Below are 20,923 nucleotides of genomic sequence, written 5' to 3' on the forward strand. Positions count from 1 at the left end.
AATCGTTCCGTTTCCTCCCCTGCAGAGGAATACGCCTGCATTAAGATGGAACTTGGACCATTCATCCAAAGGGCAGCCATTTTTAGTGGTAAAAAGGATAACTAATCCACCGCATTCGGAGACTGGATCATCCCTAGTGGAAAAAGTACAACTAATCCGGCTGAAATTAGCCGTATGGGGGAGCGGGCCTCCATTTAAGTGTACAAAATCCCACTAAAGCCCGTTGAATCCAAAATTCCAGCCCATTAGTGTTACTTTTTACACTTCGCTTTAGTTCCTTATGAATCTCCTCCTTGCGTTCCATCCGCTTGTTCAGGTTCTCCGGTTCATTTCATATAAGACGGTTCCATTCATATACATTAAGTTTCTTTATTGTGTTTTTTAAAGACTACAGAACCGCCTCCCGCTTAAACAGCGGAGCGGACGGACCCGCGGAACAGCGGCTGCGGCCGCCTGGGTCTCCGGATTTTCACCGCTAAGAGACTGCGACGAAATAAAGTACCGCTACATTGTTGACAAAACTCCCAAAACCGTGGAAATTTTGTCAACAAAAGCGGGTACTCATTTCCTCGCAGCTCCTAAGGGGAATGAAATAAATCTGGAGAGCACAGCGACCCAGGACAACGCTCCGTTCGCGGAGCCGTCCACTCCAAAAGCCTACGTCTATCCTACGGAACAAAATCACCCTAACGGGTGAATAACGTTCTAGCCAGCGATTACTTGTCCGCTGGCTCTTCTTTTCTTACTAACGTTCCGTTACATGGAATGTACGCTTATTGTTCTCCTTGGCCGCATGACCTAGCTTTTCTTGGAGTTCTTGAACTTTTTCCTTGGGTGTCGTTAGCCGCTTGGCATTCACTCACTCGTACCTCCTCCACAAGCATAAACCAAGCAGGGCTTCTTCCCTCCCTAAGGTTATGTTGTCCTTAGGTTCCTGGGTACTATGAGCCCCTCGGACTCCCTTCCCACAGACGGTTCATTTCGTCTTCTGGACTTATAGAGCGCCTCTTTACGGGTTCCTAAAAAAAATCCGTGTGGGGGGAGGGTCTCGTAAGTATCACTGCATTATCTTTCAAGCCATGCCGTTCCCTATACGCCGGAGGATTCTTCACTGCTGCTCCAAGTTCTGTACAGTTTCCTTGGCCTTCGTCCATTATAGCGAGACTCGGCACCCTCCGTTCCCCTTCGCAGGGCCTTTTTGACGACGCGGCAGGATTCACTTCATGTTGCGGCCTGGATTGTTGCTTGCCCGGTCTCTGACCGGTACTTTTGTCGATGCGCTTTTACACACAGTTTTCGCCATGCGCAAGCATCCTAGCTACAAGGAGTGGCTTGGCCCCCTCATGGTTGGACTTGCACCAACTAGATAAGGCGTGCCTCTGGGCACGCCTTTTAAACAAAAAGGCGCGTTCCCAAAGGAACACACCTCCTTGAATAGACTGCTTGTCACCGCATTATTTATCCTGCGCGCCTGAGGAGGGTCTGACCGCTTCCACCGATTCCTCATTGCCGTCTGCCGCATTCAAGTAAATCCGGTATTGTGAGCCGTTGATTTTGCCGCCGAACTCATAGGTCAGCAATTCTTCCGCATCCTCATTCTCAATCCAGGCCAGCCGGTTGTACAGCTCCTTGAATTCCGGATTCAGCTTTTTTCTGGCGGCGTCCAGCGGCAGCCCTGGCTTGGGGATGTCCCGTTTTTCCTGGCTCTCGCGGACATAGTCACTGGCCTGGAAGCCCGTGGCTTCTCCGGTATCCAGTCCCACGCGCACTGTCATTTTCTCCGGATAGATCAATACGCCGTCACGGCTGGTTACGAAGGTGAGATTTCCCAGATTGTCATACCGGTCCGCACTGACGGCAGTCATGCCGGGATAGCCTTTTTTCTCAAGGAACTTTGCGGCTTTGGCAACGGCCTGCTCCATCGAGACCTTGGCCGGACCCACGCTGCGGTTGTCATTAAAGGAGATCAGCAACCCGCCTTCCATCGTAAAATCCATGCTCACCGGCTCTTGGTGATCCTTGCTGGTCACCGTAGCGGTGTAGGAGGCCCACTCGGTCCCTTTGCCGTTCTCCCTGATTTCCACATTGGCATTGCTGCCGATATCAGCGAATTTGACTGCTTTGCGTTTCACATCCTCAGCAGTAACCGGCTTTCCGCCCAGCTTCTTGACGGAGCGTTTATCATAGATGCTGGCTACGGAAGGTCCATAATCCAGCTCGGGATAAGCGGCCACTCTTTTATCCACCGTTTTGAAGCCGTCGATAATCGTATTGTCCTCGGCCTTTTCCTCTGTTGCCAGCGCGGACTCCACATCCATCCAGCGGAGTCTGCTTGTGATGACCTTATTCTGAACCTCCTGCAGATCCTTGGAGATTTCACCCGAGCTCTTATAGAGCGCCTTTAAGTTGCCCATCTCATTTTCAGTAAGCGGCTTCTTGGTGAAATCACGCACTGCCGCTTTATAAGAGAAGTTGGAAATCTTGGAGAGAAACTCCTCCGTCTCACTGAATGGCAGCAGGGTAAGCGGGAGCTGGTTGATCTCATTCTGCGCTTCGCTGGTCAACCGCCAGACATTCACAAGGCCCTTGCGGTGCATTCCATTTGAAGTGGTGTTGACCGCCAGAGTGTTCCCGAGCTGGCTATGCAGCTGCTCCATGTGATAGGAAAGATCGTGAAAGGCCCGCTGGTACTGGTTCTCCGCCTTGATCAGAATCGAGTTCTTCTCCTGGTTCTCCTGATACCCCCATACAAGCGCTCCGAGCAGCAGCAGCGCAGTAACCGGGAACATTATGGCACTTAATCTTTTGTACATAGGGACGCAAGACTCCTTTCAGTAACTTATTGCCGTTAGTTTGACAATAACTGAGAAGTCTTATGCACCCGGAAGGTCTCCAAATTAAAGAGAATACTTCCAGGGCGCCCGGCTAAGCCTGCTCTTCAATCAAAAAGCCGCTGCTGCTGCTGCACAGGCATTGCTTGAAACCGGTCTGGATAACTCCCTGCTCCTTGATTCCTCTTAGTATGTAGCTCTCGCCGCACTGCTTGCAGATAATCCGGACTTTTACACGCAAAAAAAAGACACCTCTCTCCTCTCTGGAATTCCTTGCTTACGGAACTATCCGATAAGATTAAGTGTGTCCATCTCTATTAGAGGTTAACCTCTTCCTCACGCTTCAGGAACCGGAATGGAGAGCGGCTGTTGGCCCGGGCTACCTTCCCCATCCCCCCATACCACAATACAGCCATCAGAGGCACGATAAACCATATCCATGTATTGGTCATGGTACTGAGAATAAAGTCATAAATTCCGTGCCACAGCCAAGGCAGCAGCAGAGATATGAACAATCTCCCCCTCGTTTTGACACCGCCGGAGAATTTGGCCCTGCCCATGTGGTAGCCCATAACGACACCGAACATGGCATGCCCCGATACCGGAAGCAGCGCCCTCATGAACATGGAACCGAGTGAAGCATGGCTGTACCAGGCGTACATTACATTCTCTATAGTTGCGAAGCCGAGCGAAATTGCAACGGCATATAGTATTCCGTCGTATGGCTCGTCGAATTCGGTATGGTTGTAGATCATATGGTACAGCACAAACCACTTCAGGCATTCTTCCACGCCGGAGGAGATAAGGAAAGAATCCACATAGGGTCCGCCATTTAAACCGAGCACCAGGCCTCTTTGAATGATCATAATGGGAAAAACAATCAAAAGCCCCAGCAGAAACACCTTGAGCACCATATGAAACGGTTCCTGATCGTACTTGTCCTTAAGATAGAAAAAAGTCAGCAGGGCAAGTCCAGGTGCCACTGCTGACGAAATGACCGATAACCAAAGCACCGATTAGCCTCCCCGCGCTGTCACTTTTATCCACTGTACACACTAACCAATTAAATAAACGAGGAAGGCGCAAGGCTTGACACCCGGATGCCCTCCTCCATGATCATTGCTGGCGTTTGAAATGAGTGCAGAGCAGCTCTATTGCATTCTCAGGCATTACAGTCTTGCCGTACTCAGCCAGAACAGCTTCGGTTACCGGGGATGCGTCTCCGAACTCGGAGAGCACACCGACAAGCCCGGATAATGCGGTTTCCTCAAATTCCTTCGGATCAAAGTAGAGATACCATATATCATTATAAGAATACAGCTTTCCTTGAGAAGTAATATTGCCGAGAAGCACATGGGCCGCTTCAACCAGAGCTTCAAAATCGCGGAATGCATATACAATGGAGTCGCTTTGTTCCAGAGTAACTTCCATTTCATAAATCTCTTCGGGCAATTCTTCTTCACCGGACGCACCGTACTGATGGTGATCATATTTTCCCCTAGTCACTATAACGACCATGCCTTGCGCGGGCAATGCGAAGACTTCCACGGCAAGTGGACCCGTAGCGTCAAAACCAAGTTCACTGTACGCCTGATCCATCATTTCCGTAAACAAGTCATGCACCTTGGGAACTTCCTGCCACATATCTTCCTTCTGGATGCCCCGCTCGCTCAGGTCGTCAAAAGTGAGGAAAATCCGTATCTTATCTTGACTTAATCGCTCTATTCTCATGACAGGATCCTCCTTTTGCAAGCTCATTTATTATAATGTATGATGAGTCCCGAGTAATGAGCCAAAAATGGTTACTATGTATGTATGTTATCATTTTGCCACGGCAAATGCACGCAAATAAAAAATTATTTCTTTGCCGGGTAAAACGGGATTTACTCAAAAAAAAGAATCATTTTGCGGACGCAAGATCCCCAAAATGATTCTGCGGCAGCTTCCTGTGTTTACAGTCCGGGTATGGCCGTATGTGAATCCTTAAGAATCTGCTCCACTTCATGCTTCACATCAGGGTTGCTGCGGATGAAATCCTTCAGCATTCTGAGATTTGATTCTTTGGATTTCACCAGGGCTTCCCCCTTGTGTTCATCACCGCTATGGGAGGCATGCGCCCCGTTGTCATGATTGACGCCCGATGCCGTGCTTCCAAAGCCGGTCATTGCCATGCCCATGATTTTGTCCTTCGCTTTTTCACCGGCGCTGCTCATCGGACCGTTAGGCTGAAGCAGACCGGACATCATAGCTCCGCGTTTTTTGGACATAATCATACTGACGGCAGCACCCAGCAGCACTCCGCTTAAAAATGACGAAGTATTCATATCTCTAACCTCCTTGTATGGTAAAATCATGCTTAGTGTTCGCGGAAAGATTCCGGCTCATACAGCCAAACAAAAAGAAAGCGAGATGAAAAAAGTGGGTAAAGCAACATCAGTGCTGCTGCTGTCCGCTCTGCTGCTGGCAGCCTGCAGCAACGGGGGAACCAGCGGCAGCCCGGCGGCAGAAGCTACAGCTCAGCCCACAGCGGCTGCAACACAAGCACCAACGGAAACATCAGCCCAGGCATCCGCCAGCCCCGCAGCAAGTCCCGCTCCCGAAACGGCGCCGGCGCGCACATCAGGAACGGAAGGCTCGGCGGCAGCCTCAGCTCCGCAGGCCACCGAGGGCGGTGAAGCTGCGGCCGGCGGCGAAGCAGCAGCCGAGGTTCCGCTGCTCTATCACATGAACAAAAATTATGACATTGTTCCCAACGAGGAAGGCACGGAAAAAAAGGTCATCCTGCTGACCTTTGATGATGGTCCAAAGGATGCGGCGACGATCAATTCGCTGATGGATACCCTGGATAAACACCAAGCCAAGGCTATTTTTTTCGTGAACGGCTACCGGGTGAAGGAGCATCCCGAGCTGCTGAAGCTCATCCGGGACCGGGGCGGCATTATCGGCAATCACAGCTGGGACCATATCGTCCTGAAGGACAAGTCCTACACTGAAGTGAAGAAGCAAATTGAGGATGTCCAGAATATCGTCAAGGAAATCACCGGCTCAGCCCCGCAGTTTTTCCGGCCGCCTCACGGGGCGGGCGGCGATGTAGGCAAGAAGGTTGCGGCCGAGAACAACCTGCTCTATATGACCTGGTCCGTAGGCTCTCTGGACTGGGAAATGAAGGAGCAGGACAGCGGCAAAACAGCGAAGCTAGTCACAAACGTCACCGGTCAGCTGCATTCCGGCAGCAACATCCTGATGCATGAGCTTTCTTGGACCGCTGAGGCGTTGGACACGCTTCTGACCACGCTGGAAGGCAAAGGCTACAGCTTCGTTGATCCCCGCAGCATCGAACTGAAGATGCGCTGAGCTGTGATGCACAGCGCTTTGAACCAACCGGCTATGCCGTCCTTCATTGGACAGCATAGCCGGATTGGATTTCAGGTTTAAGGTTGCCCGCGCCTCTCCAGTTCGCCCTGTCCGGGCGGACTTATGCTTTTCCCGGTCCCTCGAGACCAACCTGCTGAGCCAGGACGGTAAGCCCCAGCGGAAAAAGTAAACCTAATCTCTCCCTTATCCCCTTTTCCGCAAGTGTTAATGGAAAAAAGAAACCTAATCCGTTCGTTTCGTCCTTTACAGGGGGAATACACTGAAATTAAATTTACTTTTCCCCACTATTCCTTCTACCGAACGCTTTTCGGTCCATTTAAGCTTATTAATTCCACTTCACTTCCCTGCCCTCCGCGATCTCCGTCTCCCCCCCCTAATTCCGAGAGCTTCCTCCTGCAAAGCAAAACCCACCGGTTCAGCATGATTATCACGCATTTTAACTGATCCCCATTCCGCAACAAATGGAAACGGCTTCGCCGTCCTTAAAAGGTCGGTATCCATTTCAGCGAGAAAGATAAGGCTAATGTATAGCCTGAAACATATACATTATCTTTTAAAAAAGGAATTCACAATTTCCTTAACAACAAAAAAGGCCAGCCCTACCAGCCTTAATGGTAAAAAGGAACACTAAGGCAGCGCATTCGGATTCCAGATCATCCTTAGTGGGAAAAAGTACAACTAATCCGGCTGAAATCAGCCGTATGGGGGAAGATGGCCTCCATGAAGTGTACAAAATCCCACTAAAGCCCGTTAAATTCAAAATTCCAGCCCATTAGTGTTACTTTTTACACTTCGCTTCCGTTCCCTATGAACCTCCTTGCGTTCCATCAGCTTGTTCAGGTCCGCCGTTTCCATTCCTGTACATTAAATTACCTTTTTATTAAATTACCTTTTTGGCTCAACACTAAAATCAGCGGTTGACGAGGTAAACGAAGTCCGCTGCGGGTTCAAAGGTTTCTTCCGGCCGCTGCAAAAGCCCGGTTTCCTGATTGCAATAAGATTACTGGTTGAATTTAGACGAAGCCAGCTTTTTCCCATGATTCCTTTAAGAGCTTTCCGTCCGTTGTAAGTGTACTAATCCTTAAGAATTCCACTTTACTCCATTCCACTTCACGTCCCTGCCCGGTAGCAGCCCCGGTTGGACCCGCTCTATTCCCGCTTCCTCCTGCAAAACATAGGACCCGCAGACTCCGCACCATTCAGCACAGCTCAGCAAACTCAGCACCATTCAGTACGATTAAGACGCATTATAATTTGCCCTAACTCATACCTTATCCACAATTGGCGAGAAGCACAATTTCCTTAACAACAAAAAAACAAAAAAAGATATCCCTGCCTATATAGATTGAACTTGTGATTGTTATAGTTTTGGTTCGGTCGTGACTCCAGAGAATGTTTGGACTTCCGGCCGCTGCCCGCCCTGCAGATTTCAATACCGCTGTCCGCGGTGGAAATCCGCAGACAAAGGCGGACGCTTCCGCTCCTGCAGTTCCTAACTTCCCTTCCGCCACTCTTCCTTTTTCAATGATGTTTTTATGTTCAATCTATATAGTGATCAGCCCCGGCTTGCTATTCCTGTTCTCCGCCAGCAGCCGGTCCCGATCCCCGGCGAAGCGTCAGCACATGCATTTCCGCCGGACTTCCCCAGCGCAGCGGAAGATGCGCTGTGCCGAAGCCGCGGCTGATCAGCATTTGGGCTTCGGCGCCGTTTCTTCCCGGAAGCACATAGCGGCCCGCGTTATACTCGCGGTAAAAGGGATCGACATGCCGGTGGCCGACAAAAGGCAAAACCACCTGGCCTCCATGTGTGTGTCCGGCCAGCACAAGATCGGCGGGAACCTCCGGTTGCCGGGACAGCCAGAGCGGATCATGAACAAGGATAATCCGGCAGAGCGAAGACTCCGCGCCGGTGAGCGGCGGCAATGGCCGGTAAGCCTTCTTGCCGCCCGAGCGGGGAAAGTCCACACCGGTCAGCAGCAGCCTGCTCTCATTTTTTTCTATGATAATGCTCTCATCCTGCAGCAGCCTTACCCCGCTGCCGCGGATAATATTGTCCACAAGCGCTGTATTTGCCCGGTAATCATGATTGCCATGTACGGCATAGACCGGGGCGAGCTCTGCCGTAAGTGTCATGTTATCGTGCAGACGGTTCATGGACCCGCCCCTTTCCGTCATGTCTCCTCCAAGAAAGACTGCGTCCACTTTCCCCTTCAAGGATTTCAGCAGCTTGCCAGGAAGGCGCCGCCGGTGGATATCGGATATGAAAAGGATGCGGAAGCCGTCAAAGGCTCCGGGCAGAGCTTCAAGGAATATTTCCTCGGCAATAATACGGTCTCTGAAGGCTGCCGCCAGCATCGCAGTCCCGAACCACACGAGCAGCAGCAAGCAAAACGCAAGCATGCCCAGCAGCCAGGCAGTTACCATAATTCATTCAGGTCCGGTGCCCCTATGAGTCCCCAATACAAAAGAAAGGCGAGGAGCAGCAGAAAAATCACAATTAACGAGTTAATGAACATTTTGCTGAAACGCAGCCGCTCGGACGGATAGGTTTCGGTACGGGAAGGCGTGGAGCTCTCACCTTCCGCAGGTTTTTCTGCCTGTGCGGCTGTTTTTCCGGATGGAGCTGTCAGGCGGCGGCTTTTTCTGGATAACGTTCCCGGTACCGCAACCGGCGCTTCGGCTGCCACAGTCGAAGCAGGTGAAAGCCGTGACTTTTTTTTGCTTTTGGGGCCGGAGGATTCTTCAGCTGTATTCTGCTTTCTGCGGGATTTCACCCGGCTCAGTTCTTCGCTCATGTTTCCCTCCGGTAACGGATCACAATACCCGAGAACACATCAATGAAAAAGTGGCATAAAATCGGTGCCCATAAGGTTCCGGAATGAATGTAAATATATCCCAGTCCGTAGCTGCTGAGAAACACCCACCCTGTAGGAATCCAGTGGCGCAGATAACGCACATGAATAACGGCAAACAGAATACTTGTCCAATACAGCCCAAATGAATGCTGGACGGCTCCCCGGAACAAAAGCTCCTCGCAAACCGAGACAAGAGCCGCAATTACAAGAATATGCCACAAGGGTCTTTTGCCGAACAGCAGCTCATTAATGCCTCCGTCATCCATGCTGTCTGCAGGAACAATATGGGTCAGCAGGAAATCAACCGCCAGCATAATTACGGCCAATCCAAGGCCCCAATACACAAATTGTGCGTTTTCCGGAAAATTTAATATGTGAATGGGATTTCTTTTCTGTAATAATATCCATATCAAACCGATAATTAAAGTAAGGCCCTGCGTTATATACAAATTAAGTAAAAGAAGCTTATCGGTTAACTGCTGAGGATCGGCTTTTTTGATCTTGATTTCGCCAAATTTGAATTTTTTCATTGTAACCTGCCTGTTCTATATTGTTTTTACATAAGATAATTTCCCTAGACGAAGGAGCATTAATTATGAACAGCCGTACCTCCCGCACTCAAATGTTATACACACTGGGTTTTCTATTTTTTCTGATTTCCGCATTCGCCGCTTTTTTTACGGGAGTGAAGGTTGGAGCAGACAAGACAGAGGCCAAATATGCACACCTCGATAATAAGGAGGCCGTGGAGGAATTCTCCGGCTCCTACCAGCAGCAGGATCTTGTTACGTTCTATCATAACGTATTTTTGCCCTATCGGGAATTCAAGCGGAATTGGAACACCGGACTGGACAGTCTGGCCCGCAGCACAGATGCGCGGCAGAACGCGGCAACTCTGAAAAATCTCAGTATTCTGGCAGACAAGCAGTATGACAAGGTCACGCAGGATTCCATCTTCACAGGTTCACCGCTGCTCTACGAATCCCAGCTTAATATCCTGAAGAGCCTGACCCTGTTCTCCCAAGCCTCCAGCAAGATAACCGCAGGCGCATCAGGAGCCGAAACGGCCAAGGTGCTGAAGAGCGACAAATTTACGGCAAGCGCCGTGAAATTCGGACTGCTCGCACAGAAGAACTTCTATGACTCCATGCTCAAGTGGGGGGCCAAGAGCAACAGTAAAATTCCGGCGGAAGCCGGGGCGCTGAAAACCCTCACCTTCGTGCAATGGAAAAAGATGCCGCTGCTGCTCAAGAATGCTTCCATCGCCGACATGATGCTGAACCGTACGATCTATGCGGGTTATGACCCGCAGGATGTCACAGCCAAAATCGACGATATGCTCTATTCCGGCACAGTCAGCTCGCTGGATCTGAAGGACGTCCAATCCGCAGTCACCCTCCTGATCTCCACGGGAGCGGTACAGGAGCAGGATTTCATGAAATGGCGGGAACAATATTATGGCAAGGAAACGATGCCTCAGCTCCCTTTTTTTTATGAGTAGAACCAGCTATTGCATCATAACGAAAAATGAAGTCCACTTCAAGGCGGCTCATCTGCAATAAGCCTATTGACACATCTGGCATCGCCATGTTACATTATGAAAAATTAATCAAGCAAAACCGATGATGGAACAAGGATTCTGAAAGTCTTCAGAGAGCCGGTGGTTGGTGCAAACCGGTGGCGGACAGAACTCTTTAGCGCTCCTGAGATATTGTATCGAACCTATAGTAGGTACAATCGGATCACCTCCGTTACCAGTGTGGCCTTTGCAGGCCAATGAGGCTGCTTCTTCATAAGTTGCAGTGAATTAGGGTGGTACCACGACAACTCTCGTCCCTTACTACGGCAGTAGTATGGGGTTGGGAGTTTTTTTGTTATTCAGCTTCCTGCTTGCGGGCCTATAAGGCCCATACATCCGGGATTTGCCGCCTTGCTGCACTCTTTCTCTTTTATGCGACAGCGCGTTGCTTCGTCATTCCGACAAATTTCCCACCTGCTCTACCCGCTTCAGGTACTGCGGACTGCCTCTTCAGGGCATCCTTGGGCATATATATAGCTTTCCAAATTTAAGGAGGACAAGAAACCATGTTTAAAGTATTAGTATCGGATCCGATCAGCGATTTGGGCATTCAGCAATTAATGGACGCAAGCGATGTGACTGTAGACAAGAAAACCGGACTCAGCGAAGACGAGCTTATCGCTATCATCGGCGAATATGACGGCCTGCTTGTCCGCAGCCAAACCACCGTAACAGAGAAGATCATTGCAGCGGGCACGAACCTGAAGGTGATTGGACGCGCCGGTGTCGGCGTTGACAATATCAAGCTGGATGCAGCCACACAACGCGGTGTTGTCGTTATCAACGCTCCTGACGGAAATACAATCACGACCTGTGAGCATGCTTTTGCCATGATGATGGCCCTGGCCCGCCATATTCCGCAAGCCTATGCCAAAACCATTTCCGGCGTCTGGGACAAGAAAACCTTCCTTGGCGTAGAGCTGCGCGGCAAAACACTGGGCGTGCTCGGCATGGGCCGGATCGGCAGCGAGGTGGCCAAGCGGGCCAAAGCCTTCGGCATGAATATTCTTGCCTATGACCCTTTCCTGACCGCCGACCGTGCGGAAAAGCTTGAAGTGAAGCTGGCTTCCGTAGACGATATCGTTCGCGGAGCGGATTTCATCACCGTTCATACTCCGCTCACTCCTGAAACCCGCCATATGATCTCCCGTCCACAGTTCGAAGTCATGAAAAAAGGCATGCGCATCATCAACTGTGCCCGCGGCGGAGTCATTGATGAAATGGCGCTGATTGAAGCCATCGACAGCGGCATTGTGGCCGGAGCGGCCTTTGACGTATTCGAGAAGGAGCCGCCGCAAGCGGATCATCCGTTCCTTTCCCATCCCAAAATCATCGTAACTCCGCACCTGGGCGCTTCCACCGTAGAAGCCCAGGAGAACGTCGCCATCGACGTTTCGGAGCAGGTGCTGCATATATTGCGCAATGAACCGTTCATCAATGCTGTAAATATCCCGCCGGTTGCTCCGAGCGTGATGAACAAGCTTCAGCCTTACTTTACTCTCGGCGAGAAGCTCGGAAGCTTTGCAACACAGCTTACGGACGGCGCCATCCGTGAAATTCATGTGGAGTATGCAGGCGACCTGTCGGACGTGGACACGCAGCCGCTCAACCGCTATATTGTTAAGGGCGTGCTCTCGCGCCATTTCGGCAATGATGTGAACATCGTCAATTCGATGCATCTGGCCAAGACACGCGATGTCAATGTAATTGTAACGAAGGCCTCCAAGACCAAGGGCTTCACCAACCTGATCACGGTTACCCTGAAGGCTGATCCTGAAGAGGAACGTCTGGTAGCCGGAACCCTGTTGCAGGGCTACGGGGAACGCATTGTGCAGGTTAACAAGTTCCCGGTTGACATCGCTCCGGAGGGCCATCAGATTGTGATTTCGCATAACGATAAGCCGGGAATCATCGGAGCGGTCGGTACGCTGCTCGGGGAGAACGATGTCAATATCGCATCCATGCAGGTGGGACGCAAAATTGTCGGCGGCGCGGCGATTATGCTGCTGACCGTTGATAAGGCCGTGCCGCAGGCGGTTCTGGTGAAGCTGGCAGGCTTGCCGGAAATCAACACTGCGGAAGAAATCATTTTGCTGTAACCGTCTCGCTTAGGCGCAGGCACTAATAGCATTCAATATTTCATCACCAAAAGCTCTTAGGAAAGCAGACGGCCGTCTGCAATTCCAAAGAGCTTTTGCTTGTCCCGGCTGCTGCTCCGGTTATTTCGGCATCCGGAAGGGGGGAATCACTCTTCCGTCCGTATCGGTGAATCGATATTTCTCCGCAAGCCGGCCGGCCTGCTGCGGCTTGCCTGTCATGGACATCACCTCCGGATCGGCAGCCAGCTGCATGACAGCTCGGCCGACATAGGCCGCGGACTCGCTTGCCTCCAGCTCAGGCACCTCCTGCCAGTGCGCTTCATCCGTATTCATACTCTCCAGGACCAGCTCCGTCCGCATCCAGCCGGGAGACAGCGGAATTACAGCAATTCCGTCCGCCGCCAGTTCAAGCGACAGTCCGTAGGCCATACGCACAAGGGCATTTTTGGAGAGATCATAATAGAAGTTCCCCAAGTAGCCAAACTCGTCCCAAAAAGTGGTATGAACAATCAGCCCTCCCGCCCTCCTGCTGCGCATGAGCGGAATCGCATAATAGTTCGTCATAAGCTGCGCCCTTACTCCCGCACCGAACATATTGTCCCAATGCTCCGCAGGCAGCTCCCAGAACGGCTTGCTCTCAATGGCAAGCTTGTTGCCGCCCCATACATTGTTGACCAGGATGTCGAGCCTGCCGTGCTCTGCGGCTATCCGCGCGACAGCCGCTTCCGTATCCGCGTCAACCGTATGATCACAGCGAATCGCAGCGCCTGCTCCGCCATTCCTCACGATTTCGTCAAGGGCCCCGTCAACCGTCTCTTTCCGTAAACTGCTGCTCCCGTCGCCGGTGCTTCTGCCTGTGAGATAGACGTAAGCCCCCGCTTTGGCCAGCTCCAGGGCAATCCCCCTTCCCGCTCCTCTGCTTCCTCCGGTAACCAATGCGACTTTTCCTTTCAGATAGGTCATTTGCACAGCTCCTCTCCAAGCTTTGTTCTTATCGTGATGATCTGATTGTCTTCCTTTACTCATCATAAGCCTTATATATGACGACTTTTGACATATATATGTGCTACACTTAAAAGAATCAGGCCGCCAGAACCGCAAAGCTGAAAGGAAAGGAGCTGTACCCATGCGGGCAGACCGTTTGTTGTCCATCCTTCTATTGCTGCAAAGCCGCGGAAAAATCACTTCACGGGAGCTGGCCGGCAAGCTTGAGGTATCCGAACGCACCATTTTCCGTGATATGGAAGCGTTAAGCGCCTCCGGTATTCCTGTGTTTGCCGAAAGGGGCCGCGAAGGCGGCTGGATGCTCAGCGAAGGCTACAGGACCTCCCTGACCGGCATGAAGCCGCAGGAGATAGGTTCTCTTCTGCTGGCTCCGGATTCCTCGATACTGAAGGCGCTGGGGATAGAAGATGACTTCTCATCCGCTGCCCTCAAGCTGGAAGCCGCTTCCCCCAGTCTGCATAATTCTCCACTCGCGTATTTGAATCAGCGCATTCATATCGACGGAGCTGGCTGGCATCCTTCAGGCGAGGCCTACCCGTATCTCTCCCTGCTGCAGCAAGCAGTCTGGGAAGACCGGAAAGTAAAAATCAGCTATATGCGCGGTGAAGACAGCAGGGAGTATGTAATCTCGCCTTTGGGTCTTGTAGCCAAACGGGGGGTATGGTACGCTGCCGCCGAAAACGAAGGCATAATCAAAACCTATCGTGTGTCCAGATTGCTGTACGCAGAAATTACAGGCGGATTCTTCACGCGTCCGGAAGGCTTTGCGCTCGCTGACTATTGGCAGCAGTCCACCGCTGCGTTCAAAGCGGCTCTTCCCCGTTATCCGGCGAAGCTGCTCGTTAGGGCAGAGGCGATGAAGGAGCTGGAGCGTGAGCGGTATGTGACCATCCGCAGCAGCGCAGAATCACACCGCAGGGGATGGCTGTCGGCAGCTGCCGATTTTCATACTATAGAGTCCGCCTGCCGGATCATTCTCTCGCTAAGTCCGGATGTTATTGCCGTTGAGCCTGAAGACCTAGTAAATAGGATATTATCCGTGTTTTCCAAAACTATGGAATTATATGTAGATATCTCCTCAAAAAACAAGCCCTAAATAACTATCCCGGCGGTTTTATGTCAGTTTTTACAATAGACCTGCCCCCCGGGATCGCCTATAATATTACAATACACAACATTATTTTTTGGGGGGAACTTTTTATGATGGACTGGATGAACAAGCTTCCGTTAAAACAAAGAATTGTTGCCGGCTGCTACCTGGTTGCTGCTTTATTCGCCGTCCCTGTCTTGATCATGCTGATTGCGATGGGCAAGATCATTATCGGCATTATTTTGATAGCGGTATTGTCGGCACTGACTCTCCCTCTTGCACGCTTCATTGAGAGAACGCTTACATCTTCGTTTGACGACATTTCCAACGTAACGCACACCATTGCCAAGGGTGATTTTACAAGCCGGGCCGATGAGAGCGGCTCCATGGGCGACATCAGCCGTTCCTTCAACACCATGATCGACAAGCTGAAGAAAATCCTCACCGAAGCCTCGCAGATTACCCGCCAGGTTATGGATGCCAGCCGGGGGATTGAGGACAAGAACCAGAACCTGAAGATTGTTATGGCCCAGGTCGCTTCCTCTTCCAATGAACTGGCTCTCGGCGCAAATGAAATTTCAGTGGACATCGCCGATATGACGGAATCGATCAAAGATATAGAGACCAAAGTATCCAATTACACGAGCTCCACCAAGGAAATGAACAGACGTTCCGTACATACGCTGGAATTGGTTGAGAAGGGGCGGCAATCGGTGGATACCCAAGCCGAAGGCATGCGTAAGAACATACAAGCCACCCAGAAGGTGGCCGATACAATTGAAGCACTCTCGCAAAACGCCCGCGGGATCACAATGATCACCAAAACGATTACAGAAATTGCCGAGCAGACCAACCTCCTGTCGCTCAATGCATCAATCGAAGCCGCCCGCGCCGGCGAGCATGGCCGCGGCTTCGCCGTTGTAGCCCATGAGGTGCGCAAGCTGGCGGAGGAATCCACCGCCTCCACCAAAGAGGTCTTCAGTCTGGTCCGCAGTATAGAGAGCGATATCAAGCAGGCGATTGAGAACATAGCCATTAACGAGGAAGTCGTTCAGGTGCAGAATGAAATGATCCTTGAAACGGCTAATATCTTCGCACAGATTGTGCAAAGCGTTCAGTACATAACCGAGCAGATCTCTTCCTTCTCTGCCGAGAGTGATCTTATGCTGGAGAGCGCGCTCAAAATTTCCGGCGCCATCGAAAATATTTCTGCCATTACCGAAGAAACGGCAGCGGGAACCGAAGAGGTCTCCGCAGCAATGAACGAACAAATCCATGCCCTGCAATCCGTTGCGGAGGAGACCGAGAGAATGACCCAGGCTGTCTTCCAGCTGCAGAAAACAATCCATATCTTCAAATTTTAAATCATTCTGCCGGACTGCCGCTTACATCAGCGGCAGTTTTTTTGTTCACAAATTTATCGATGTTATATTCATCGAATTCAGTTTTTTTGCAGCGGCTGAGGCTGTAAAATCTTTTGCACTTCTCTCCTTCGATCCTTTGGAGATAACCAGCTGTCTGTAATTGGTATAGAACGAATTCTGCTTCATTTGTCCTATTTCGTTGCTTTAATTTACTTTTATCGCCATTATTCGGGTTATACACCTCTTTCCAATCCGAAATAGTAGTTCTAAATACTTAGTTTATTAACATTTCAATCTTTCTTCACAATTTGTATTTTAAGACTTTTTTTCAATTCCTCTATTGCCGCTTCGATTTTTGCTTGAGCACTGAAACACAGGTTTTATGCAATGCTCCTCAATCGCCAGATTCGTCAAAATCCGAGTCTATTCAGCACAAAGATATTGACAAAAGCTGAGTTAGAAATATATTGTAAAGTAAAAATATGCATTTTCATTAACACATATTGGCAAAGTTCACCGAAAGGGAATGACGCAAAGCCATGGATCTACAGTCTCATTTTTATGGGACCATGACAGCCAGGTTGCTGAACAACCGAACGCTTGGAATTTCCTGTCGTTCTTTTATGGTTATTTATGCAGCCGGCCTGTGCTCCCCCGAGTGCAGGTTTTCTATTTTGCTAAATAAACAAGTAGAAACGGCTTCGCCGTCCTTATAAAGACGGTATCGTTTCAGCGAGAAAGATAAGCCTAATTTATAGCGTGAAACATATAAATTCTTATCTTTTAAAAAACATTGGGTGGGGTGGATCTTCTGAAAACAGTCGCAGATTATATGGCTGAGGCACTACGAAACCTCGGTGTAACGCATTCTTTTGGCATAATCGGCAAGTCAATTTGTCCTGTGGTCCTAAAAATGGTTGATTACGGCATCGAATTTATTCCTGGCAGACATGAATCCAGCTCCGGGTTCGAAGCCGCCGGCTACGCTCTTAAAACCGGCAGGCTCGGAGTGGCTTTTGGAACCTCGGGTCCGGGCGGAACCAACCTGCTCACGGCTGCAGCGCATGCCAAGGCAAACAACCTTCCCGTGCTGTTCATTACAGGTCATCAATCCGTCAAGGAGCTGGGAATTCCCCAGTGCCAGGATTCCTCGGCCTTTCTTGCCGACTTGGCGGACATCTTCAGACCGGCAACGCTTTTCAGCAAGCTGGTGGAGCGCGGCGATAATTTCGGGGCTATTTTTAACCACGCCATTTCCGTTGCCCTCGGAGGGCAGCGCGGTCCGGTCCATCTCTGCATTCCCTTTGATGTGCAGACGGAAATGCTTGAGGAATGCCGGATAGTGATCCCCGAACGGGAGAATCCCGTCAGTACAGGCAATTTCGAACGTGTCCTTTCCGCAATCAATGAATCCAGCCATCCGCTTATCATAGCCGGTAAAGGCGTCAACCGTTCCGGAGCGCACAAGGAGCTCGTTCAGCTTGCTGAAGCCTTCAACATTCCGGTAGTGACATCCCCCGGCGGCAAGGGCGCCATCGCCTGGAATCACCCGCTCCACCATGGCCCCATCGGCGTCGGCGGCTGCAAGCACGGCGATGATTTATTGAACCGCAGTGATTTGTACATCGTGCTTGGCTCGCGCCTCAGCGATATGACCATCTGTAATCTTAAAGCAGAAAATCATCCCGAAACACTGATCCAATTTGATGTCGACCCTACCTTCGTAGGCAAAATATTGAGTTCAAAGACCATCGCTGTAGGAGGGGATTTGCATGATAATCTGGCCTTCTATCTTGAGAAGCTCGATACAGCTGCTATAAAAAAACACGAAACAGAAACCGATGTCCATTATGCGGAAAAGCTGCCTGAGCTGTCCAGGCTTTCGCTGGCTTCGGTCATGAGCACATTAAGCGACCAGATTCCGTATAACAGCACTCTTTTTGTAGATGACGGCAGCCATGGCTTCAATGCCGTGAAATGGTTCAACGTAAAGAGACCCGGCAGCTTTGTTTTTGATGCCTACTTCGCCTGCATGGGCAATGCAATCGGCATGGCTATCGGCGCCAAGGTGGCTTCCCCTGAAGAAACGGTCTTCTGCATCACCGGGGATGGCTGCTTCATGATGCTTGGCACAGAAATCAATACTGCCGTATGCAAGGATATTCCGGTGATCTTTATTGTGGTGAACAACATGCAGCTCGACATGGCATTAAAGGGCATGGAAAAAACAACAGGGAGAATTGACGGCACCCTTTTCGAGGTTCCCCTGGACGCCGTGAAATTTGCCGAATCTCTCGGAGCTGCAGGATACAGATGCGAAACAGCCGAACAATTCAACTCTGCCATTGAGGCTGCAGTAGCCTCCAAGCGTGTTGCTGTCATTGAACTGTTGACCGACCGTGATGAAATACCTCCAACAGCCCACCGCACCTTGACTCTCAACTAATATTTTCCAGATTTGACTGCGGCACGGATCAGACCTATCCCGGATTCTTCGTGCCGCTTATTACAACTCAGGAGGTATCTCTGTGGAAAACACCGTCAACAGCGGTCTAAAGCATTTTTCCAATCTGTCCGGGGAGTATGGAGCCAATGCACTGGCTCCAATCAAGGAGCATTTCCCGGAGTTGGCCGAGTATATCATGGGCAACGCCTATGGCGACATTTTTCAGCGTACAACGATTGGCGCCGACTGGAAGGAAATCGCCGTCATTTCGTCCCTCATCACCATGGGACAGTTCGAGCAGCTCGGAGTCCATTATGTGATGGCGCTCCGCGTCGGGATGACTGTGGATCAAATCAAGGGCATTTTACTGCATCTGGTTCCGTGTGTAGGCGCTCCGAGAGTTATTTCTGCCTTTAATGTGCTGCTTGCAGCGCTTGAAGAAATCCAATAAATTCTTCTGAAACATATTTTGACATGATTCGACTTTTTTCTTGCATATTTGAGAAATATATGATTATATTAAAGGGAAATTATCCCAAAACTAAAGTTCAAATGTCGAATCAAGGCATAAAATTTCAAGTTTTTTGGATATTATCATTGGCTGAACAGGTACACACATTCAATTATGGGAGAGATGAGCACATGGGTAAATTTGTTTTGAAAACCGATTCCGTTAACAAGATCATTAATATTGAATTGGAAGGTACCTTTTCCAATGAGGATGGTCTCAAATCGATTCAAGCCTACCAGCAGACAGTCAACCCGATCACACCTTCAGAATATGCGCTGCAGATTGACTGCAGAAAGCTGAATGTAACTGCTCCGGATGTTGTGCCGCTGCTGGAAGGCTGCTTCGTCATGTTCAAAGCGGATGGATTTGAAAAAGTAAGCCTGACCCTTGAAAACAACCCGATCCTCAAAATGCAGCTCGCGCGGCTTGGACGCAAAGCAGGGCTGGAAAACCTGGAGATTACTTCAACGGTTTCAGCTTAGCCGGTATATAAACCCTCAATACCCGGAGAATGATTGCGAAGCAGGCTGGTCATGAAGAATTCGATAAGTATCGCTGACTAAAACTAAGCGTGCGCTTCCGAAGCCGGTTATGCACGGTTGACGTTCAGGAAGCATTATTGCTCATAAAACTCTGAGGAGGAACTACCATGGCCGGAATTCGGATTAAGGATATTGATATCTATCATCCAAGCAAAAGGATTGGCAACGACTTTTTCATCGAGCACTTTGACGAAAAGGGCATTGATATCCGCGGACTTCTGGCTGCTCTGGGCCGTGAAAGCCGTTATAGCATCGACAGCGATGAAGAGAACTCTCTGACTATGGCTTTTGAGGCGGCAAGCAATGTGCTGGACAAGACGGGGCTTACCGGTGCCGACATTGACCTGATCGCATATGCCAGCCAAACTCCTGAATATATCTTCCCAACGAACTCACTGATGATTCACCGCTTGATCGGCGGCGCATCGCATGCGGTCTGCATCGACAGCAATGCGAACTGTGCAGGCATGACCGCCTCGGTGGAGCAGGTAAGCCGCCAAATGATGGCCAATCCAAGGCTCCGCCGTGCGCTGGTGATCGGCTCCGACCATATTGCCCCGCATGCCAACAAAAATGACCCGGTCTACTATGCCAACTTCGGTGATGCTGCCGCTGCAGTCATTCTGGAACGGGATGAAAATTCCGTAGGCTTCATAGATTCCATCTACCAGACTGACACATGTGTATATGGCAACTCGGTGTTTCCGGTGGAAGGCCTGGCGAACCTCGGACGCGGCGGTGTAGCTGCCGGAGAGTTCAATGTAAAATTCATTCCTTTTGATGATTCCATTTGTGTAGACGCCGCCTCCGAATCTATCAACACATTGCTCAGCAATAACGGGATTGCTCCCGAATCGATCAAAGCGGCCTGCTTCTCACAATTGTCCCTGCCCAACATTCGTGCAGTTTCCGACAAGACAGGCCTCGGCAGTGATGCAGCGGTCTACATCGGCGACGAGTTCGGCTATACTTCCACAAGCAGCCCTTTTGTGGCCCTGCACAAAGCAGTGACCACCGGGAAGATTGATCGCGGTGACAAGCTCCTGTTCTGGACCGTCGGAGCGGGCTGGCAGAACGTAGCTTTTGTAATGGAGTACTAAAAGAGGACCCGCAGGCAGTTCACACTTCTGCCTGCGGGTCCTTTTGCTGTTGAACGGTATATATGCGCTAAAGCTGAACTCCCTATGCTGCCCAAAATCAAAATTTACGATTCCCGCGTCCCCGTA

Annotated in this window: 18 protein-coding genes, 1 riboswitch and 1 other annotated feature; of the genes, 9 read left to right on the top strand and 9 right to left on the bottom strand. The window is 50.5% G+C overall.

Annotation, left to right across the window (positions count from 1 at the left end; translation table 11 throughout):
- Positions 1-1,454: 1,454 nt before the first annotated feature.
- From ypeB to HYD27_RS15990, 5 genes are all read right to left on the bottom strand, one after another.
- Complete coding sequence (gene ypeB, locus HYD27_RS15970) at positions 1,455-2,813, bottom strand: germination protein YpeB (RefSeq protein ID WP_219216749.1); 1,359 nt, start codon at positions 2,811-2,813, stop codon at positions 1,455-1,457.
- A 112-nt stretch (positions 2,814-2,925) separates the two neighbouring features.
- The gene (locus HYD27_RS15975) at positions 2,926-3,072 is read right to left on the bottom strand and encodes a hypothetical protein (protein ID WP_219216751.1); all 147 of its coding nucleotides are present in this window, start codon (positions 3,070-3,072) and stop codon (positions 2,926-2,928) included.
- Positions 3,073-3,148: 76 nt separating this feature from the next.
- Positions 3,149-3,844, bottom strand: coding sequence for a glutamic-type intramembrane protease PrsW (gene prsW, locus HYD27_RS15980; protein ID WP_219216753.1), 696 nt, complete (start codon positions 3,842-3,844; stop codon positions 3,149-3,151).
- 103 nt (positions 3,845-3,947) lie between these two features.
- Positions 3,948-4,562: a genetic competence negative regulator gene (locus HYD27_RS15985; RefSeq protein WP_219216755.1), complete on the bottom strand. Its 615-nt coding sequence runs from the start codon at positions 4,560-4,562 to the stop codon at positions 3,948-3,950.
- Positions 4,563-4,783: 221 nt separating this feature from the next.
- On the bottom strand, positions 4,784-5,155 hold the full coding sequence (locus HYD27_RS15990; RefSeq protein ID WP_219216757.1) for a hypothetical protein: 372 nt from the start codon (positions 5,153-5,155) through the stop codon (positions 4,784-4,786).
- An 85-nt stretch (positions 5,156-5,240) separates the two neighbouring features.
- On the opposite strand from HYD27_RS15990, the gene HYD27_RS15995 reads away from it, so the two are divergent.
- Positions 5,241-6,185 (top strand): polysaccharide deacetylase family protein, encoded by a 945-nt coding sequence (locus tag HYD27_RS15995; protein ID WP_220101634.1) that lies wholly within the window; start codon positions 5,241-5,243, stop codon positions 6,183-6,185.
- A 1,590-nt stretch (positions 6,186-7,775) separates the two neighbouring features.
- Here HYD27_RS15995 and HYD27_RS16000 read toward each other — a convergent pair.
- From HYD27_RS16000 to HYD27_RS16010, 3 genes are read right to left on the bottom strand one after another with little or no spacing between them, the layout of a single operon-like run.
- Entirely contained in the window at positions 7,776-8,630 is an 855-nt protein-coding gene (locus HYD27_RS16000; protein ID WP_219216760.1) for a metallophosphoesterase, read from the bottom strand.
- Positions 8,624-9,001, bottom strand: coding sequence for a hypothetical protein (locus HYD27_RS16005; RefSeq protein ID WP_219216762.1), 378 nt, complete (start codon positions 8,999-9,001; stop codon positions 8,624-8,626). The genes HYD27_RS16000 and HYD27_RS16005 overlap by 7 nt, the downstream gene beginning before the upstream one ends.
- Positions 8,998-9,591, bottom strand: a complete 594-nt coding sequence (locus HYD27_RS16010; RefSeq protein ID WP_219216764.1) for a CPBP family intramembrane glutamic endopeptidase — start codon at positions 9,589-9,591, stop codon at positions 8,998-9,000. Before HYD27_RS16010 ends, HYD27_RS16005 begins: the two co-directional genes overlap by 4 nt.
- 65 nt (positions 9,592-9,656) lie before the next feature.
- On the opposite strand from HYD27_RS16010, the gene HYD27_RS16015 reads away from it, so the two are divergent.
- Both HYD27_RS16015 and serA read left to right on the top strand, forming a co-directional pair.
- Positions 9,657-10,562: a hypothetical protein gene (locus tag HYD27_RS16015; RefSeq protein WP_219216766.1), complete on the top strand. Its 906-nt coding sequence runs from the start codon at positions 9,657-9,659 to the stop codon at positions 10,560-10,562.
- Between the two features lie 112 nt (positions 10,563-10,674).
- Positions 10,675-10,902: a binding site (T-box leader), on the top strand.
- Between the two features lie 244 nt (positions 10,903-11,146).
- Positions 11,147-12,739 carry a phosphoglycerate dehydrogenase gene (serA, locus tag HYD27_RS16020; protein ID WP_219216768.1) on the top strand — a complete coding sequence of 531 codons (1,593 nt, stop codon included), beginning with the start codon at positions 11,147-11,149 and terminating at the stop codon, positions 12,737-12,739.
- Positions 12,740-12,859: 120 nt separating this feature from the next.
- Here the strand turns inward: serA and HYD27_RS16025 are convergent, their stop codons facing one another.
- Positions 12,860-13,702 carry an SDR family NAD(P)-dependent oxidoreductase gene (locus HYD27_RS16025; RefSeq protein ID WP_219216770.1) on the bottom strand — a complete coding sequence of 281 codons (843 nt, stop codon included), beginning with the start codon at positions 13,700-13,702 and terminating at the stop codon, positions 12,860-12,862.
- Between the two features lie 163 nt (positions 13,703-13,865).
- Here HYD27_RS16025 and HYD27_RS16030 point away from each other — a divergent pair, with 163 nt between their 5' ends.
- The 6 genes from HYD27_RS16030 (at position 13,866) to HYD27_RS16055 (ending at position 20,797) form a co-directional block, all read left to right on the top strand.
- Positions 13,866-14,840 (top strand): helix-turn-helix transcriptional regulator, encoded by a 975-nt coding sequence (locus HYD27_RS16030; protein WP_219216773.1) that lies wholly within the window; start codon positions 13,866-13,868, stop codon positions 14,838-14,840.
- 107 nt (positions 14,841-14,947) lie between these two features.
- On the top strand, positions 14,948-16,198 hold the full coding sequence (locus tag HYD27_RS16035; RefSeq protein ID WP_219216894.1) for a methyl-accepting chemotaxis protein: 1,251 nt from the start codon (positions 14,948-14,950) through the stop codon (positions 16,196-16,198).
- Positions 16,199-16,693: 495 nt separating this feature from the next.
- A riboswitch (cyclic di-GMP riboswitch) is annotated at positions 16,694-16,787 on the top strand.
- Between the two features lie 213 nt (positions 16,788-17,000).
- Positions 17,001-18,644, top strand: coding sequence for a thiamine pyrophosphate-binding protein (locus HYD27_RS16040; protein ID WP_219216776.1), 1,644 nt, complete (start codon positions 17,001-17,003; stop codon positions 18,642-18,644).
- A gap of 82 nt (positions 18,645-18,726) precedes the next feature.
- Positions 18,727-19,095 (top strand): carboxymuconolactone decarboxylase family protein, encoded by a 369-nt coding sequence (locus HYD27_RS16045; RefSeq protein ID WP_219216777.1) that lies wholly within the window; start codon positions 18,727-18,729, stop codon positions 19,093-19,095.
- Positions 19,096-19,286: 191 nt separating this feature from the next.
- Positions 19,287-19,637: a hypothetical protein gene (locus tag HYD27_RS16050; protein WP_219216780.1), complete on the top strand. Its 351-nt coding sequence runs from the start codon at positions 19,287-19,289 to the stop codon at positions 19,635-19,637.
- A gap of 167 nt (positions 19,638-19,804) precedes the next feature.
- The gene (locus HYD27_RS16055) at positions 19,805-20,797 is read left to right on the top strand and encodes a 3-oxoacyl-[acyl-carrier-protein] synthase III C-terminal domain-containing protein (protein WP_219216782.1); all 993 of its coding nucleotides are present in this window, start codon (positions 19,805-19,807) and stop codon (positions 20,795-20,797) included.
- The last annotated feature ends 126 nt before the right edge of the window (positions 20,798-20,923 follow it).

It is taken from the genome of Paenibacillus sp. S150 (assembly GCF_019352175.1).
Classification (GTDB): Bacteria; Bacillota; Bacilli; order Paenibacillales; family Paenibacillaceae; genus Paenibacillus_AQ.

Excerpts from the sequence above, each read along its gene's own strand:
- HYD27_RS16000 (WP_219216760.1), bottom strand. The coding sequence starts at position 8,630 with ATGGTAACTGCCTGGCTGCTGGGCATGCTTGCGTTTTGCTTGCTGCTG.
- HYD27_RS16050 (WP_219216780.1), top strand. The coding sequence starts at position 19,287 with ATGGGTAAATTTGTTTTGAAAACCGATTCCGTTAACAAGATCATTAAT.
- HYD27_RS16010 (WP_219216764.1), bottom strand. The coding sequence starts at position 9,591 with ATGAAAAAATTCAAATTTGGCGAAATCAAGATCAAAAAAGCCGATCCT.
- HYD27_RS15985 (WP_219216755.1), bottom strand. The coding sequence starts at position 4,562 with ATGAGAATAGAGCGATTAAGTCAAGATAAGATACGGATTTTCCTCACT.
- HYD27_RS16015 (WP_219216766.1), top strand. The coding sequence starts at position 9,657 with ATGAACAGCCGTACCTCCCGCACTCAAATGTTATACACACTGGGTTTT.
- HYD27_RS16005 (WP_219216762.1), bottom strand. The coding sequence starts at position 9,001 with ATGAGCGAAGAACTGAGCCGGGTGAAATCCCGCAGAAAGCAGAATACA.
- HYD27_RS15990 (WP_219216757.1), bottom strand. The coding sequence starts at position 5,155 with ATGAATACTTCGTCATTTTTAAGCGGAGTGCTGCTGGGTGCTGCCGTC.
- serA (WP_219216768.1), top strand. The coding sequence starts at position 11,147 with ATGTTTAAAGTATTAGTATCGGATCCGATCAGCGATTTGGGCATTCAG.
- HYD27_RS15995 (WP_220101634.1), top strand. The coding sequence starts at position 5,241 with ATGAAAAAAGTGGGTAAAGCAACATCAGTGCTGCTGCTGTCCGCTCTG.
- HYD27_RS16035 (WP_219216894.1), top strand. The coding sequence starts at position 14,948 with ATGGACTGGATGAACAAGCTTCCGTTAAAACAAAGAATTGTTGCCGGC.
- HYD27_RS16055 (WP_219216782.1), top strand. The coding sequence starts at position 19,805 with ATGGCCGGAATTCGGATTAAGGATATTGATATCTATCATCCAAGCAAA.
- HYD27_RS16025 (WP_219216770.1), bottom strand. The coding sequence starts at position 13,702 with ATGACCTATCTGAAAGGAAAAGTCGCATTGGTTACCGGAGGAAGCAGA.
- ypeB (WP_219216749.1), bottom strand. The coding sequence starts at position 2,813 with ATGTACAAAAGATTAAGTGCCATAATGTTCCCGGTTACTGCGCTGCTG.
- HYD27_RS16030 (WP_219216773.1), top strand. The coding sequence starts at position 13,866 with ATGCGGGCAGACCGTTTGTTGTCCATCCTTCTATTGCTGCAAAGCCGC.